This window comes from Spirosoma sp., from assembly GCF_048594605.1.
GTDB lineage: Bacteria > Bacteroidota > Bacteroidia > Cytophagales > Spirosomataceae > Spirosoma.
The window spans coordinates 81132-98151 of the sequence record NZ_JBMDWV010000133.1; the positions used below are offsets into that span (position 1 = coordinate 81132).

11 protein-coding genes are annotated in these 17020 nt (G+C 48.9%); 5 read left to right on the plus strand and 6 right to left on the minus strand.

Translation table 11 applies throughout. The features are described 5' to 3' along the window. Positions 1 to 7: 7 nt before the first annotated feature. Genes ACOJS8_RS08545 through ACOJS8_RS08560 form a run of 4 tightly spaced genes read right to left on the minus strand, consistent with a single transcriptional unit; the run spans position 8 to position 5954 of the window. On the minus strand, positions 8 to 1303 hold the full coding sequence (locus tag ACOJS8_RS08545; protein WP_420148117.1) for a CitMHS family transporter: 1296 nt from the start codon (positions 1301 to 1303) through the stop codon (positions 8 to 10). A 16-nt stretch (positions 1304 to 1319) separates the two neighbouring features. Further along, a complete protein-coding gene (locus tag ACOJS8_RS08550; protein ID WP_420148118.1) occupies positions 1320 to 3341 on the minus strand; it encodes an alpha/beta hydrolase domain-containing protein in 2022 nt (673 codons plus the stop codon). A 34-nt stretch (positions 3342 to 3375) separates the two neighbouring features. Next, positions 3376 to 4989, minus strand: a complete 1614-nt coding sequence (locus ACOJS8_RS08555) for a carboxylesterase/lipase family protein (RefSeq protein ID WP_420148119.1) — start codon at positions 4987 to 4989, stop codon at positions 3376 to 3378. A 59-nt stretch (positions 4990 to 5048) separates the two neighbouring features. After that, a complete protein-coding gene (locus tag ACOJS8_RS08560; protein WP_420148145.1) occupies positions 5049 to 5954 on the minus strand; it encodes an alpha/beta hydrolase in 906 nt (301 codons plus the stop codon). A 242-nt stretch (positions 5955 to 6196) separates the two neighbouring features. Between ACOJS8_RS08560 and ACOJS8_RS08565 the strand changes: the two genes are divergently transcribed. Beyond that, positions 6197 to 7438: a hypothetical protein gene (locus tag ACOJS8_RS08565; RefSeq protein WP_420148120.1), complete on the plus strand. Its 1242-nt coding sequence runs from the start codon at positions 6197 to 6199 to the stop codon at positions 7436 to 7438. A gap of 466 nt (positions 7439 to 7904) precedes the next feature. On the opposite strand, the gene ACOJS8_RS08570 is transcribed toward ACOJS8_RS08565, so the two are convergent. Next, positions 7905 to 8570, minus strand: a complete 666-nt coding sequence (locus ACOJS8_RS08570) for an ATP-binding cassette domain-containing protein (RefSeq protein ID WP_420148121.1) — start codon at positions 8568 to 8570, stop codon at positions 7905 to 7907. Between the two features lie 633 nt (positions 8571 to 9203). Here ACOJS8_RS08570 and ACOJS8_RS08575 point away from each other — a divergent pair. From ACOJS8_RS08575 to ACOJS8_RS08585, 3 genes are all read left to right on the plus strand, one after another. Next, positions 9204 to 10019, plus strand: coding sequence for an alpha/beta hydrolase (locus ACOJS8_RS08575; RefSeq protein ID WP_420148122.1), 816 nt, complete (start codon positions 9204 to 9206; stop codon positions 10017 to 10019). Positions 10020 to 10163: 144 nt separating this feature from the next. Beyond that, positions 10164 to 10598 (plus strand): hypothetical protein, encoded by a 435-nt coding sequence (locus ACOJS8_RS08580; RefSeq protein WP_420148123.1) that lies wholly within the window; start codon positions 10164 to 10166, stop codon positions 10596 to 10598. Between the two features lie 621 nt (positions 10599 to 11219). Then, positions 11220 to 13001 (plus strand): arylsulfatase, encoded by a 1782-nt coding sequence (locus ACOJS8_RS08585; RefSeq protein ID WP_420148124.1) that lies wholly within the window; start codon positions 11220 to 11222, stop codon positions 12999 to 13001. 154 nt (positions 13002 to 13155) lie between these two features. Here the strand turns inward: ACOJS8_RS08585 and ACOJS8_RS08590 are convergent, their stop codons facing one another. Continuing rightward, positions 13156 to 14277, minus strand: coding sequence for a carboxylate-amine ligase (locus ACOJS8_RS08590; RefSeq protein WP_420148125.1), 1122 nt, complete (start codon positions 14275 to 14277; stop codon positions 13156 to 13158). Positions 14278 to 14700: 423 nt separating this feature from the next. Between ACOJS8_RS08590 and ACOJS8_RS08595 the strand changes: the two genes are divergently transcribed. Further along, positions 14701 to 16806 (plus strand): PQQ-binding-like beta-propeller repeat protein, encoded by a 2106-nt coding sequence (locus tag ACOJS8_RS08595; RefSeq protein WP_420148126.1) that lies wholly within the window; start codon positions 14701 to 14703, stop codon positions 16804 to 16806. Positions 16807 to 17020 lie beyond the last annotated feature (214 nt).

A 17020-nucleotide genomic window follows, 5' to 3' on the forward strand; every position in this document is an offset into this window, starting at 1 on the left:
TTGCCGTTCATACATGAATTGATCCGGTGAGTAGAGCGGCTAATGTCATCACGAGCGTAGTGCCGAAGGCCCATTTCAAAATAAATTTCTGATGATCACCCAGATCGACTTCGGCTAACCCAACCAGCAAGAATGTCGAAGCAGTGAGCGGGCTTACCGGAAAACCAACCGTCATTTGACCCAGCAATGCAGCCCGGCCAATCTCGAGAGGATCGATACCAAACTGCGTGGCGGTCTGACTCAAAATGGGTACAACCCCAAAATAATAGGCGTCCGGCGTAAATAATAAGCTAGCGGGCATACTGGTAATGGCGGTTAGCGTGGGTAACCAGGCCGCATGTTGCTGGGGAATGAGCGATACCAAGGAGGTGGCCATAGAGTCGATCATCTTCGAGCCGGTCAGGATGCCCGAAAACACACCTGCTGCAAAGATCATACTCGAGACCATGAAAATATTGTTGCCATGACTTCGAAGCACTTTTTGTTGATCGGGCAGCATGGGGTAATTAATCAGCAGCGCAACCGCACCGGCTACCACAAACAGAGCGGGCGTAGGAACCCATCCTTTCATCAACGTAACAATGAGCCCAATCGTTAATAGAGCGTTGACCCAGAACAGCTTGGGTCGCCGTAGTTGTTGCTGTTGATCGGTTAAATTTTCGTGATGCGCATAGACCAGGTCGGTAATACCTAACCGCTTTCGTTCTTTCTGACCAAACCAGTAGGCCACAAAAAGTACCCATCCGATGCCAGCGATTATGGCTGGAATATTCGGATTAAACAACTGTGTAGCATCTGTCTTCAGCGTCGAAATGGCCCGCGCCGATGTGCCTGACCAGGGTACCAGGTGTAATGGACCAACACTTAACGCGACAATGCCCGATAAGATCAGTCGATTGATTTTTAGCTGTTTGTAAATGGGTAGGAAAGCCGACATAACAATCATAAACGTCGCCGTACCGTCGCCGTCCAGATGAACAATCATGGTTAGAATCGCCGTGCCGACAATTACCTTGAGGGGATCGCCTTTGACGTACCGAACGATTCCGGAAATAATCGGATCGAACAGGCCTGCATCGAGCATGGTCGCAAAATACAGGACCGCGAACATGAGCAGAATACCCGTTGGAGCTACCTGTTTGATGCCCGACAGAATCATCTCGCCCAGTTCCTTTGGGCTAAATCCGGCCAGTAGACCCATGATCAAAGGTACCAAAACCAGCGCCGTAACAACTGACAATCGCTTGGTAATAATCAGCACCAGAAAAATCCCAATCGTGGCAAATCCAAACAGAGAAAGCATAGTATAGGTTACGGAATTATTTCAATACGTTACTTTTCTCAGCTATGCTTACCTCGTTCTGAGCGTCTTCTGGTAACAAAAAGCCTTCCTTTACCAAGTCGTCGGCAGCCTTCCGGACAGCCACTACGTATGCTTCGTGTGTTCCATACCGTTCCTCCAGCGACAAACGAGGATCGCCAGTCGCTAGCCGTTCGGCCTTTGTTTTTTTGAACGGGATGAACATGCCGTTCAGCGAGGCTAAATCCCCTGCTCCGTAACCCGCTCGACGTAATGCCCATCCTGTATACGTACCGAGTGGTACCTGCATGGTCGTATTCCGGATGCCCGCTATTTCATTGCCATCCTGGTTCACTTTTGGGACTAATACGGCGTATGCATTCTCCCTGACCACCTTCGGCGGCTCGTTGGTCACGATACCCGTAATGTAGTGGCTGTCAAAATCGGCACCAAAATCGAGCAACGGAACGTTGTTGAACAGACCGTTATAAACCACACCGGGAATCGACGGCCAGCCGATACTTTTTGCGTCGGGCAATACAAGCGTTTTTGCCTTCAAGGTAGGGTAGGCGCTGGCGGGTGGTAGTTTATCCGACAGCACCCATTGTTCCAGCGCAATCAGCAAGGCCCGTAACGTAGGTTGGGTAGGGTTGTAATTCATCTGGAAACCACTCAGTGGGTCCTGCGCGCCATTGGGTGAATGCTGGGTTCCGGCGATAAAGTAAATGCGCACATTGTCGGGAATCGTCAGGTCTTTTGTGCCCGCCGGATCGGTGGTCGGTAGCGACGCCCTAATTTGCCGGTATTCCGATGAACTGAGCGTTTGCATAATCTTTGGGCAATTGCCCACCGGCGAACAGGCCTCTAGAATTCCCCCGGTGATTCCCGAAACGGAATCGTTCGTTATTTGCCATGTGAACGGTGCTTCGTTACTGGGAAACAAATGATCTTCGCGTTGTAGACCACCACCGCCCGGTCTGCCAAAACGCACGTTCAACGAATTACGCCGGGTAGCAATGTGTGCGTTGATGCCGTCGAACACCCGCTTGCCGCTTTCATCCTGATTAAAGCCCAATTGCAGGAACGTTCGGCAGAAATTACTGCACTGTGATACGCCCTGTAGAATAGCCGCCCGAATTGGGATCGTTTGGATAGCTGCCGATAACAGTGGATTTCGGTTACTAGCTTCATCGGTGGTTGAGTTGCGCAGAAACGACGTAATGTCCCGGATAGCGGCAAACCCCAAGCCCATCACGAGTGGATTTTTAGCGGTGTACACCAACTCATAGATGTAGTTCGGATCAAACCCACCCTTAATTGAAAGTTGGGATATGCTGGGCGTACCGGGAAAGGGTTTTGTCGTACAATCCGAAAAAGCCCAATCACTATTCGGAATGAGGACGTGTGGATCGGCTTCGTGAACGCGTTTGGTAAGTTGAAGACCGGTGTTATCCAGGCTGACGGTTTCGTAGCTGTGATGCGTTGCTCCACTAAACGGGCCACTGCTCAGAAGCTGCGTTTGCGCAGGCGTAAACACCTGGAATTCTGCGCGAACCTTACCCGTGATTTCACGGCCGTTTTCCGTCGCAACCGGTACCTTGATCGTTAGCCGGGAATTTCCGGCCAACACATCACCCTGCCAGGCGCTCCACAGATACACGTAACCTCGTTTGAGCAGTGTCGTATCCGCCGGAAATACGTTCCCCCGGTTGGGCAGGCTAAGAAACAGCAGTCCGTTGCTCTTAGCCATATCGGTGGGACGTAGCAGAATAAACTCCGAGACGTATTCGACGAGACCCCGGTTATTGCGTGGAGCTAGCCGCAAATCCTGGATAATTTTGTTCGAAGCCAGGTTGGGGTCCACTTCGCCATAGGCCTGTCCGTATACCCGTTCATACGTTCCGGCCTTGCCAAATGCCCTTCCTCCCGCGTAAGATTCGGTTTTCGTAATGACAAGCTTTACGATGTTGGCCTGTGCAGGAAAGTCTGGAAGAAACAGGCCAACACTCAGAAAAACGAGTAAACAATAGCGAAAGGGCATGTGGGATAAAAATTAGTCTTAAATCAAAATGCATCTACATCTGTTTGCTACCAGCAATCTGCAATAACTCCTTATCCGGGTTGTTTTTTACCTGATTTACTTTGTCAAAAATCATGGTCGCACCGTTTTCGGCCGTGTATTGTGGCCAGGTCGGTAGACCTTTGTGGTTAGGGTTGCCCGTTTGGGCGAAGGCAATCCACGCCCGACTCATTTTATCGGCCAGGGTATGCGCTTCTTTACCACCACCGGTCATTTCTTCACAACGGCTGATGTTGTCGAAAACGAACGGAATTTCCATACAGTGCATGGCTTTATAGATTCCATCCATTACCGGCGACTGCCAGGTGAATAGATACATATACACCGGAGCCGCCCCCGGAACTGCTTTCGCATTGGCCTGCCGAACAGTGAGTGGCCGGAAGTTTAGATCGATATCGATGTAATCGGATGGCTTTACGGTTTCAGGATAAGCTTTTTTCACGGCAGCCAAATAAGCATCGGTTTTATCACCATACTTTTTTTGTAAGTTGGCTTTGGCGCCCTCCATCGAAATGTTGCGTGTAGCCGGATTAAAGGGGGTAAACTCATTTTTTGTTGAACCAACCAGCAGCGGAATATCTTTAGAAAGGGCGATAGCCGCCGGTTCGTTCGGTTGGTAGGGCAGCACATTGCCATCATGAATGGGTCCCCAGCCTAATCCAAAAGCTGGCTTTCCTTCGGCTTTCAGTCCATCAGATACTTTTCGTAGTGCCCTTTTACCAGCCGCATTTAACCGCTCGTACGAGATTTTCTGTAACGAATCGACTTGGTTAGGTTGTAGCTTTAGTTCTTCGAGCAGGGCAGTACTGACTTTTTTCATCAGATCGCTTTCCGCAAAACTGGTTATGTAGCTACCACTTTGCACGATGGCCTTCTGGAACAAGCCTTTCGCTGAAGGGGCATTCATCAGGCTGGTTACTTTACCTCCACCACCCGACTGGCCAAAAATGGTTACGTTACCCGGATCGCCCCCAAATTGATCAATATTCTGTTTCACCCATTGTAAAGCCGACACTAAATCCATCAGCCCCGCATTCGCCGAGTTTTTGTATTTCTCGCCATAGCCCGACAAATCCAGAAAGCCCAGGATATTCAGCCGGTGATTGACTGTAACAACCACTACGTCGCCTTTTTTAGTTAGATTTTCGCCATCGTAAGACGGTAACTCTACTGACGAACCGGCTGTAAACCCGCCACCATGCAACCAAACCATAACGGGGCGCTTTTTGGCTTTGCTGATCTCGGGCGTCCAGACGTTCAGGCTCAGACAGTTTTCGTTGGTATAGCCCCAATTGTGCTGAAACGGAAATTCAATCTCGTCATTCGTGGTCGTGGTTGGGTCCATCGGACAAACAGGCCCATACGTCATTGAAGATCGAACTCCCGTCCACGAGTCGGGTTTTGACGGAGCCATAAACCGCTCAGCCTTAGCGTAAGGAATCCCTTTGAACGTAAACGTACCGTTGTGAATGTAGCCTCGAACGTCGCCTGATTCGGTCGAGACCGTAGCGATACCTTTGCCTGCTACGATAGGGTCTTTGACTTGCCCGACAGACAATAGGGGCACCGCGAGAACAAATAAGGTAAGTAGAATCGGTTTGGTTTTCATGGATGCTATAGGTTGAAATTCGATTTGTAAATAGTGGAGGGCCTGATAAGTGAGTTGCCTTAGCGAATCATTACGTCATTTTCGGCGAACACTTTGCTAAAAAATAAGACTTGGTAAGGAAGCGAGTTTTGCCAGTACTCCCAACTGTGCCCACCAGGGCGTTCGGTATAATCGTGTGGCGTGCTATTGAACACCAGCCGACGGTGCAGTTCCCGGTTGGGTTCAATCAGAAAATCATCGACGCCACAATCAAACACCAGTTTCAGCCCATTGGCTTTCATTTTATCGGCCATCCCTACGACCGAGTAAGCCGCCCAGCCATCCGGTGATTGAGAAAAAGGCCCTAAAATCTTTTCAAACTCAGCTCGAATACCCTTAGCCGCATCAGGCGGTAATTTCCAGGTATTCATGTCTACGTTTAAGGCACCACTCATGCTGCCAGCCGCGCAGTAAAGCTCAGGATGGCGCGTGGCTAGATACAACGCCCCATAACCACCCATAGAAAGTCCTGTGATTACCCGGCCTTTGCCCGTCCGGATGGTCCGGTACGTATTGTCAATTTTTCCAATTACTTCTTTGGTCAGATAGGTCTCAAACTGGCTATCTTTTACGACGGGACTGTCCAGATAGTAACTGAAAACCTCTCCTTCGGGTAGTACGATCAAAAAATTGTATTGGTCAGCGAGTCGGTGCAGCAGCGTCTTGTCGGGCATTTTGGTGATCCAGTCATTAAAATGACCATAGCCGCCATGGAGTAAATACAGTACCGGGTAACTCGTCTTACTTTTTTCGGTTGACTGATACGAATTGGGCAAAACAACCACTGCCCGCAATGTTTTCTTCATAACCCCGCTGGGAATGTCCAGCGAATCGACTTTGGCGGCATACAAGGAAGGGGTTAGCAGTAAACTAAGTAGGAAGACTATTTTTAGAAAAAGGATTTCAGGCTGTTTCAAAACGTATATAATTATATTAAGCTGTCCACTATGAATTGATACGGTTAACAACGAAGGTTGTTTTCTGTTGATTTGTCGATATTCGTTTGGATAAAACGGAGAATTTGGTAAATATATACTTACTCTCCATTGATTCTCACTCTCAAGCCTGGTGATAAGTACCTTTCAAGCTTACTAAATGACTCGTATTTTTAGGAAAATTTAGTAAGCCTTAATTAAATTTTATAAACGCTTATCCAGCAGACAGTTAAATGAAAATTAAAACGGGAAAGGAGGAGATCATTTATCTGCTTGGAAAAGTGATTGATACGTATCAGCTGGCAACAGGCCAGCAAATTGTACGGAATACCAGCCCCAAAAACTACGAAGACATTGCTAAACTGCTTAGCTCAATCAGTTATGAATTGCCTAATACGGCGCATCAACTCAGACACGCGCCCTATCTTCCTGATCCGAACCCCAGACAGGTAGACTATCCGCATCGAAAGTATGACATTACCGGCGTTCAGGTAAAAGATGCGTATAACGGGCTCGTTGCCAATCCACGACCGTTTCTGCTTGATGCCTGCTATATTTATTTGTACGGTGTTGGCCGCCAGGGTTTCGAACAAAATCCGCTGGATGATAACCTTATTGAAGGCGTGGATGCGTCGGTTCGGGTGCGGCTTGATGAGCAGAAAGCGCTTCAGCAGCAACTGGCAGACTCTCAACAGCAAAACGAAGCGTTGACTCGTCGGCTAAAGGATTCAGGTAGAAAAAAGACGGTAGTGTGGCTGGGTAGTCTGCTCTTTTTGGTGGTCTTACTTGTGTTCGTAAGCGCCCGTTGGATAGCGGAACGAAATGAGTGGGCAACGATACGTCGCGACCTGAATATTTTACCCTATCAGCCAACTCAGGCTGAGATTGACAGTTTGTCGGGTATATGGCTATATTATACAGGGGCTCCACAGGCTCGGGTCAACGATCCCAATCGGTATCATCAGGTAGCCAATAACCTGGTGGAAATAACCTATAAGGACGGCTATTTTCTATATTATCGGCACGGAGCCAACATCGATCATGTTGGCTATATGCAGTTTGAATCGCCGGGTTTAGTATCGATTTACTCGCGGATCAAGAATACTACGGGAAAAGTTGAATCGCCCATTCATGCACTCTTAAGGCTCGATAAAGGCAGGAAGTACCTCACCAGCATTGCCACAACCTGGAGTTTCGATACGGGCGATGCCAACGAGATGATCGGGATTCGGAACGTATTCATTAAGCAGGGGAAAGGCGGCTCACTCGAAGAAGTTACCAACACACCTGAAAATGCGAATTGCCACTGTAAGATCATGAAATGGACTCAAACTGCGAACCGCGTAAAAACCTATCAATTGCGCTATCGATTATTGGATACCTTAACCAATGAACCGCTGAAAACATTAATTAACGAAAAGAGTATTTTGCTCCAAGAACCCAGGGAGGGGGTTCTACTAATGCGCCACCGATAGACAGTAGAATAGCTTAAGTACCTAAAATGGACTTATATCCAGTGATCATACAATCTTATGAAAGAATGCAGCATCAGACGATGCCCTTAGCAATGTAACTTAATTTAGTTAATGCGGCAGAGACAGGGATTTTATAAGCTAATAGTAATGCTTTAGACCTGTTTCGTACTTGCGTCAGGCAAAGAATTGAAGACTTTCAGCCTACATAAGGAGTAATTCACCAGGATCTGTTTTAGAATTCGACTCTACAATGCTCACCCATGACTGAACGTATTGTCTAGCCGGACAACCCTTAAGCATGCGCAGTATGAGTTAGTGTGTCAGCAACCACTTATCGATAAATACTCCTCATAGCGACACAAAAGAATGATTATACTTATGCACCCAAAAGAAAAGTTCTGGCTAACAACTGGGAAAACAGCTATGGCCTATACTGCTGGCTAAGATTAGATGAGAAATCGTTGAATCAGGAACGACTTGGCAAATAACCATTTTTAGTTAATTCGTCCTTTGTCCAGATAAGGGATAGTGACCCATCAACCAGAACATAGTTTCGATTTGTTACCTCCCATACGCTATCGTAATAATGGTCGATCACGAGAACACCTTTGCTAGCCATTAAAGAACAAATAACGTCTTTTATGATCTGGTGATAGAGAGGGTCAATCATTGAAAACGGTTCATCCAGCATCAGGAAGGGGTGGTCCAGGTAGGCTACTAAAAGAAACTCCAGGTATTTTACTTGGCCGATGGAGAGGGAACCAATCCGTTGCTTGTCTAAGGAGGCTACACCCGGTGAGTAGAACACCCGATTTTGAGCTTCTCCGTCAGGAAGCATTAGGGGAATAAGATCCCTAACTTTTAGGTCAGTAGGTAAAAAGCTATGTTGGGGTAGGTAAGCAATCAACTTCCTGGCAATAGTAGTGGCGGGATCAAATGGCACCGCATCCAGCTGGAGTGAGCAGGCATTTGCCTTAATCGTTCCAAACAGTATTTTCATCAAAGTAGATTTTCCTGAACCATTCCGGCCAAAAATGCCGACCGTTTCACCCGTTCTTAATTCGAAGTTTTCCAGTTTGAGGATGGCTTGCTTTCCGAAATATTTCTCTATCTTCTTTACAGTTAGATGCATATCAGTTAAACAGAAAGGTACCCAATCCCAAAAGGGCTGATATGCCCAGGTTAAAAAGCCAGGCCGATAGCACTAGCCTTGTTCTGGTGAGGCCCAAATTGTGATAGAAATAGTATTCATCCCTGTAATAGTATTCATAGGCAATAAGACTCAAGATCATTCCCCCAGTTAAAAAGAATAGTATACCCTCCACTGGGCTCTTAATGAAAGTGACTATTAGAGACAGGCCCAGATTAAACTTAGTTAGGTCAATGTAGTACTTCCCAAACGCTTTGGTCATGATCGATTGCTTATGCTTTGTTGACCGTCACAATCTACACTTAATATTTTTAGTAAAACCCTGGCTGCTAGCCCTTTAAGATAATTTATGATTTAAATAGCGAATTATCCATTATCAGCCTGTTTGCTAATGGTTTGAACAAGCCTGATCGAGGAAAATGCTTGTTGTAAGAGCTAGCGATCCCGACTTAAGATCATTTCGATAAACGCTCCTTACTGAGACGATAGAATAGCCGTAAAGCTATTTCTCAAATTGGGTTTGATTACTGCAACTCTTGATCCGATGTTTAACATATATTAATAAATCCTTTTAAAATCAATCACTTAGATTTGATTCCAGGGACTCGGGGCAAAATGAAGAAAACAAAATACAATAGGTGGACTCGGATTTCGCTACTCATCGTTTTACTTCTCTACCTGGGTATTTATCTGTTCCTCTACGTTGAAAAAGACCAGCAGACGAATCGGTATCGATCCACCCAGTTATCTGATACGTATCGCTATAACTTCGCCCAACCCCTGGAAGAATTAATGATAAAAACTCCGAAAGAGGGGTTGTTAAATGCTTTGCTTTTCAAGGCTTCTCAACCGAAGGGAGTAGTCTGTTTCTGGAAAGGCAATGGGGGTACGCTAGCCAACTGGGGAACGATGGCCCCTTTTTTTCTCCAATTTGGCTACGACGTGTTGATCACCGATTACCGTCAGCACGGCAAAAGTAAAGGACCCATCAGCTTAGCTAATTTTTACACGGATGCGCAAACTGTTTACGACTCCCTGAAGCGCCGGTATTCGGAAAACAAGATTGTGATATGTGGCTATTCCTTGGGCGGCCGGATAGGGGCTCATCTAGCCTCAACGAATCGTCCCAAATTTACTTTCCTGATTGATCCAGCCTCGGCGGGTGGAGATTTTAGTGATCGCTTTACGTATCTGCTATACTACCCTTTCCCCTCGGTGAATGGCTTCACGTTCCTCACCGACCAGGATGTTCAGAATGCGCTCAGTCCGGTTGTTGTCGTCAGCACCGATAATCCGCACAGTACTGCTTATCAGCTACGTTCGGTTTTGACTTCTGAAGATCAGCTTTTGGTAATCCCTGGTGCAACACATGCCAGTATTCTAAACCACCTGCAAACGATGAAACTGCTTAAAAAGTTACTCTCAGATTGACGATTCTTTAAGTTGGTTGACTGATCGTTTACCTTATCTGTCCTCCACTTCTTGAGACAGTAGAATAATAAAGGATATATTGTGTGTTGGTATGCAACTAACTGATTACGTGGTGCATCTTCTCAAAAAAGAACGATAAAGAATATGCTCAGTCAATCAAATCTTTCCTTGTTATTTTTCTTTTGCATTACGTTGTTGATCGCTAGTGGTTCAGGTTCGCTGGCACAAAGTGGACTCAATGGAGGTAAGCCAATAATTACCTATAATACATTTGGTCCTTTACCAACGATCAAAACACAGTCTCCGCCTTCGTTTCCGGGCGGAGAAAACAAGCTAAATGCTTTTGTTCTCCATCAAATGGAGGAAACGGACACTCCGGTTAAATTAGGCCGAAAGACCTGGTTAACAGCTACCCTTGATGGAACCGGTAAAGTCATGGAATTGATCCCAACGTATGATTCTGATCCAACGTTGAAAAAAGAAATGGTGCGCGTGGGTGCTTTGATGCCACGCTGGAATCCAGGCACGATTAATGGGCAAGGAGTAGAAACAAAGTTTCAATTTCTGCTTTGTCGCTAATATGAACCAGTTTCTCCTGTTTCGTATTAGCGGTGCGCTTCTTTAAGTAATTGTACACTGATTGAAGCAGACGGCTCGTCGCTAAATCGTAACCTCAGGTATCTCCATGCATTGAGTATTCTTACAAACGCTAAGAACAGAGTTAGCCTGGCTCATCATTCCAGCTTATCTTCTAATTGATATTCTACTACGTAACAGAGGAAGTATGGCGAGTCTGTCAGGAACGAAGAGCGACATCATAGTACCTTATTTCTGATCAGTACGTTCGCTATTTTATTAATCTCGGCCGAAGTATTGGCCTATTTCTAAATCCATTGGTTCAGCGTTTCGAGGCTTTCCTGGCTGGCATTGATGGTGATGGTTACTAAGTTGCTCATGCGGGTGATTTCAATGCTGCAGTTGCGTACGGGCTACACGCGTACGCTTAGAGTGGTTTTCTGTTACGGATGACCCTATCCAATCCTGATCTGGTTATAGTATCTTGTGCTACGCTTATTCGGAAAGTTTAATAAGCGATTTTCAGTAGGGAAGGGGCAACTTTTCTTTTATTAACTGTTAAGCAGACAACGTAGTATTCAACTTATCAGGAACCGGTTTGACTTGAGTAATGACTTTTTGGTGATGAAAACCCCTTTTTGGATAGGCATAGCTGCGCTGATGATCAGTGCATGGATGACCTGCCGTCCAGTTACCAGCCCGTTGGTAGCCGCTGCCAGGCCCAACGTATTGTTTATCCTAACCGACGACCAAGGCTGGGGCGACCTGAGACTACACGGGAATCGCTCTGTAGAAACCCCCAACCTCGACCGCCTGGCCAGAAGCGGAGCGCAGTTCGAGCACTTTTTTGTTAGCCCGCTTTGTGCTCCAACCCGTGCTAGTCTGCTCACGGGCCGCTATCACCTTCGCACAGGTACGGTTTCGGTGACACAGGGCTGGGAACGCATGCGCAGTGATGAACTTACCTTAGCCGAAGTGTTCCGTCAGAACGGCTATGCCACCGGCTGTTTCGGTAAATGGCACAACGGCGAACACGCGCCGGAAGACCCCAACGGGCAGGGGTTTGATGAGTTTCTGGGCTTTTGTGCCGGCCACTGGAATAATTACTTTGATACCCACTTACAGCACAACGATGAGATGGTATCTACGAAAGGATTCATCACCGACGTACTGACCGAAGCTGCTCTGAACTTTATAGGCAGCCATCAATCCCGGCCTTTCTTTTGCTACGTCCCCTTCAACGCTCCCCATAGTCCTCACCAGGTTCCTGACCGTTACTTTGACAAATACAAGGCTAAAGGTCTTGGCGATGAACAAGCCAGCATTTACGGCATGGTCGAAAACATAGATGATAACGTGGGGCGTCTACTGGCCGGGCTGGATCAAATGGGTTTGACCCAAAACACGATTGTCATATTTGCCACCGACAACGGCCCCAATGGGCATCGCTTCAATGGGGACATGAAAGGGATTAAAGGGTCGGTCGATGAGGGAGGGGTACGCGTACCGCTGTTTGTACGCTGGCCGGATAAGGTCCGTCCGCAAACCCGGATTCATCCCAATGCTGCCCATATCGACTTACTGCCGACACTGGTCGATTTATGTGGTTTACGCTTTAAGCCTGCCCACCCGCTTGATGGCCGTAGCCTGGCAGGCCTGTTGACGGGGCGTACTGATACGCTGGCTGACCGCCTGCTGTTTACACACGTAGCAGATATGAGCACGGCCGGCCTTCCTGCTGAGCCAGGGGGCGTTCGCACCACTCAGTACCGGCTGGTTCAGCAAAAAGGGAAGCCCCAGCTTTATGATATGCTCGATGACCCCTCGCAAACCAGGGATGTGGCTGCCGAACACCCCCAGTCGCTACAAATGTTACAAGCTGCCTACGAGCGCTGGTTCAACGAAGTATCTCAAACAATAGCACCATCCCGACCCGTGCCAGTGGCAGCTCGGCGGGTGCTGTTGCGGGCACCGGAGGCCCACTTTTCGGGCAAGTTGCGGTATAAACAAGGCAACGGCTGGGCAAATGACTGGCTGATAAACTGGCAGTCACCCGCCGACTCGATTTGGTGGGATGTGATAGTGGAGCGGCCGGGCACGTATCAACTGAGCCTACAGTATACCGCTCCGGATGCGGCCCGTGGAGCGATACTGAACGTTACAGCGGCCAATAAGTCGTTGCAACAAACCTTGCGCAGAAGCTTCGATCCTCCACTCAAAGCAAGCCCTGACCGGATTCTCCGCAAGGAAGTCTACGAGAAGGAATGGGCATGGCTGTCGCTGGGTAGGCTTGAGTTCCCTGGCGGCCACCATCGGATTGTGCTCAGGGCTACCTCAATCCCAAACGGGCAGGTAGGCGAAGTAAAGGCACTGTTGCTGATGGCTCCGGAGAAGGCTGATCGTTAAAGTCGGGACCGTTTTATAAAGGCGTTTCGTAACGGTTACGATCGGATAATGGTCAGTTTCTGTGTCAAAAAACAGCCGTTTGGCTAAAAAGTCGTCGGTGAATGTTGACCCCGAACCTGTTGAAGGCCGTATGTCCGTCTGAATAGTTACCCGTTTAGCTTAGTACCGCTCCCATCGCCGTTTCCCGAACCATTACATCAACTACGTCGTTCAGATTGCCTGTTCGTTTGAAGGCAGCCCGTTGCCGATCGGCGCCAGTTCCTCCCTTGATAACCTGTTGAACTAAGGCCGAAACCTCATCCCATTCGTTATACGTTTCCAGAGCGGAGCGAACGTAGGTTAGCATTTGGCGAATAGCGTCGGCTGCGGTCACCGCCCGACCCGCCAGAGGATCAATTAGCGTATGCGAAAGTCCATAGCGAGCAGCCTGCCATTTGGCGGCCTGTAAGATCTCAGGGCGTATCGCCGATATAGTACTATTCGTTTCAGCCTCCAGAGCACAGGTCCTGACTAATGCCCGAATTAGTCCCGTCACCAATACAGCCTCATCGATGGTTAGACATACATCGGTAACGCGAAATTCCAGAGTCTCAAAATGAGAGGATGGGCGCACGTCCCAGTATATCTTGGAAGCGTCAGCAATGCTACCTATGAGCGTGAGAGCCTTGATCAAGCCATCATAGTCAGCCCGTGAATCAAAGTGATAGGGAATACCCGCTGTTGGCCAGCGGCTCCATATTTCGGTGCGGAAGCTGGCATAGCCTGTGTCGTTTCCCAGCCAATAAGGCGAATTACCAGACAGGGCCAGTAAGGTACTTAGCCAGGGGCGGACGCGATTCATCACTTGAATGGCCAGTTCCCGGTCGGGTATGCCCACGTGAATATGACACCCAAAAATGAGTTGTTCCCGGGTAAGTTGCTGAAAGTCGGTTTCCAGTCCCCGATAGCGCTCAGTAGGTGTCAATTGCTGATCCTGCCAATGAGAGAAGGGATGTGTACCGGCGGCTACCAGCAGACTCTCCGATTTATGGGCGGCATTGATAACCTGACCCCGCAAAACCTGAAGTTCGAGTCGTACCTGCTGGAGGGTGTGGCAAATGGAGGTGCCAACTTCGATCTGTGACAAATACATTTCCTGGGTTACCTGATCGCCCAGGTTCTGCCGGGCTTTGGCTAGAACAGCTTTTGCCCGGGAGCGTAACTGACGGGTTTGGGGATGGATGATTTGATACTCTTCTTCCACACCAATGGTGAAAGCTTCCGGCGGAAGAGACATGAGGACGTTGATTTAAGAGCGAACGCTGAGTAAGCAGTATTTCTGGATGACAAGGTAGCCAATAATTTTATCAAACTGACTCAAAAGTTAGCTCGTTGTGGTAAGTAATCAGTGAGTTCAAAGAGACACACAGAACGTATTGTACTGAAATAACTGGATGTTTTCGTAGATGATTTGGAAGGAGCAGGAGCTCTGTAAAAATGATTAACTGATAGTTGCTGGCAAACTGCTATACTGCCGCTGAGCTTCGTAACAGATCTGCCAGGCTTTATCAACTGCGGACACGGATCAGCTTCGTGATAGGCCAACAGATGACATTGGTAGGCTGAACCAAAAAGAACTTGACTACACCTAGGGCAGTCCCACAAAGTCCCACAACTTTCAGCCATTTTGCGTTCATTTGTACTTTCCCTGAACCTACTCATGAAACGCTTTGCCTACCCCACCTTACTGCTGACCCTTTGCCTCCTCAGCATGACCGATAAACCCGGTACCACCGACTGGCCAGAATACAACGGCGGACCCGATCGCAACCATTTTTCACCCCTCACGCAGCTAAATCCCGGCAACGTTGCGGGCTTACAGGTTGCCTGGGAGTATGCCTCTGGCGGAGTCGATACGCTTAAAAACAACACCCAGATTCAATGCAACCCGCTTATTATCGACGGCATACTATACGGCGTTTCGGCTGGCTCGCAGGCCTTTGCGCTCGACGCAGCCACGGGCAGGCAGCTTTGGAAAACGAACTTCACCGACGATACCTTCGCTATGAATAGCCGGGGCGTTACCTACTGGACCGATGGACAACAGGCCCGAATTTTCTTCGCTTACGGCTCGCTGCTTTACGCACTCGACGCCCGAACGGGTAAGCCAGTGACCAGTTTTGGCAAAGGGGGAAAAATCAACTTAAAAGAGGGGCTCGCCCGTCCCGGCGCTGATGAGTACGTAGTGAGCAACACGCCGGGCGTGGTGTATAAAAATCTGCTCATCATGGGTCACCGGGTATCGGAGGTTGCACCTGCCCTGCCCGGCGATGTGCGCGCTTATGATCTGCGTACGGGGCGTCTCGTCTGGACATTCCATACCATCCCGCATCCCGGCGAATATGGAGCTGACACCTGGCCCAAAGACGGCTACCGCAACTTCGGTGGTGCCAACAACTGGATGGGTATGGCCATCGACCGGCAGCGAGGTATTGTGTACGTGCCCACTGGGACGGCGGCCTTCGATTTGTATGGAAGTACACGGCCTGGACAGAACCTGTTTGGTAACAGCCTTGTGGCCCTCGACGCGGCCACTGGCAAGCGACTCTGGCATTTTCAGACTGTCCACCACGATATCTGGGATCGCGATATTCCCGCACCGCCCAATTTATTCACCGTTATGCATGGCGGCAAAAAAGTGGATGCCGTATCGGTTCTATCCAAACAAGGTTTCCTGTTTGTCTTCGACCGGGTCACGGGGCAGCCGCTGTTTCCGATTGAGGAACGACCCATGCCCGCTTCCAGCGTTCCAGGTGAAAAAGCCTGGCCCACTCAGCCGATTCCTCTCAAGCCCGCGCCTTTTACCCGGCAATCGTTTTCAGAAAGTGATATTAATGACTTTGTCACCGACCGCGACACCATTGTAGCTCAGCTCCGGCGCTGGCAAAAGGGTAAGGAGTTCTATCCGCTTCCTCTGAGTCCAAACCGAACCGTATTTTTTCCCGGCACCGACGGCGGGGCGCAGTGGGGCGGGGCTGCAGTAGACGAAACGGGCGTAATGTACGTTCCTGCCAAGCAAATTCCGGTTACTATGGGTCTGGTTCCAACTCCCGCCGGTTCATTATCATCCAGGGCCGTTGAACGCACTGGTAGCCAACTCTACCAAACTCACTGTGCTGGCTGCCACGGCCAAAATCGGGAGGGCTCTCATGACGGAAGCTATCCGGCACTGATGGGTATTGCTAAAAAACGTAGCGAAACCTCTGTAGCTCAGGTGCTGGCCAAAGGCCAGGGTATGATGCCTGCATTCACCTCTCTGAAGGAAACTGAGCGGAAGGCCATCGTGGATTTTTTATTCGGCAAAACAACATCCGTCGCCAGCAACACAGATCTTAACACGGCTCCCTACCACCACACTGGTTTTACCCGCTGGTACGACCGGGCCGGCTACCCTGTGAGTCGTCCACCCTGGGGTACGCTGACGGCAATCGACATGAACACAGGCGAGCACCGTTGGCAAGTTCCGCTGGGCGAGTACCCTGAACTGGTGGCCAAGGGGCTGCCTCCGACGGGCACCGACAACTATGGTGCCCCGGCTGTTACGGCAGGCGGTTTACTCTTCATTGCCTCCTCGCGCGACGAACTGATACGTGCTTTCGACCGCAAAACGGGCCGTGAGCTCTGGCGGGCTAAACTGCCTGCAGCTGGTTATGCTTCCCCGAGTACTTACGCCGTCAACGGTAAACAATACGTAGTGATTGCCTGCGGAGGTGGCAAACTCAAAACGAAGTCGGGTGATCGGTACGTAGCGTTTGCCTTGCCGTAAATAGCCCCATCTTTGGTCAGCGGTTGCCTGAAATTTCATGAAAAACAGGAATCTGTGAAGTGATTTGGAGATTTTTACTTTCCAGTTATCCTGTTACGTGCCCAACTGTTTTTACCCTAATACAGCCCGTCGATTCCTATCCGGCAGCCGGTGCTGTAAAATAAGGGGCGCGGCTATTTTATTTTTCTATTGACAATGCCGTTTTTCTGGACGG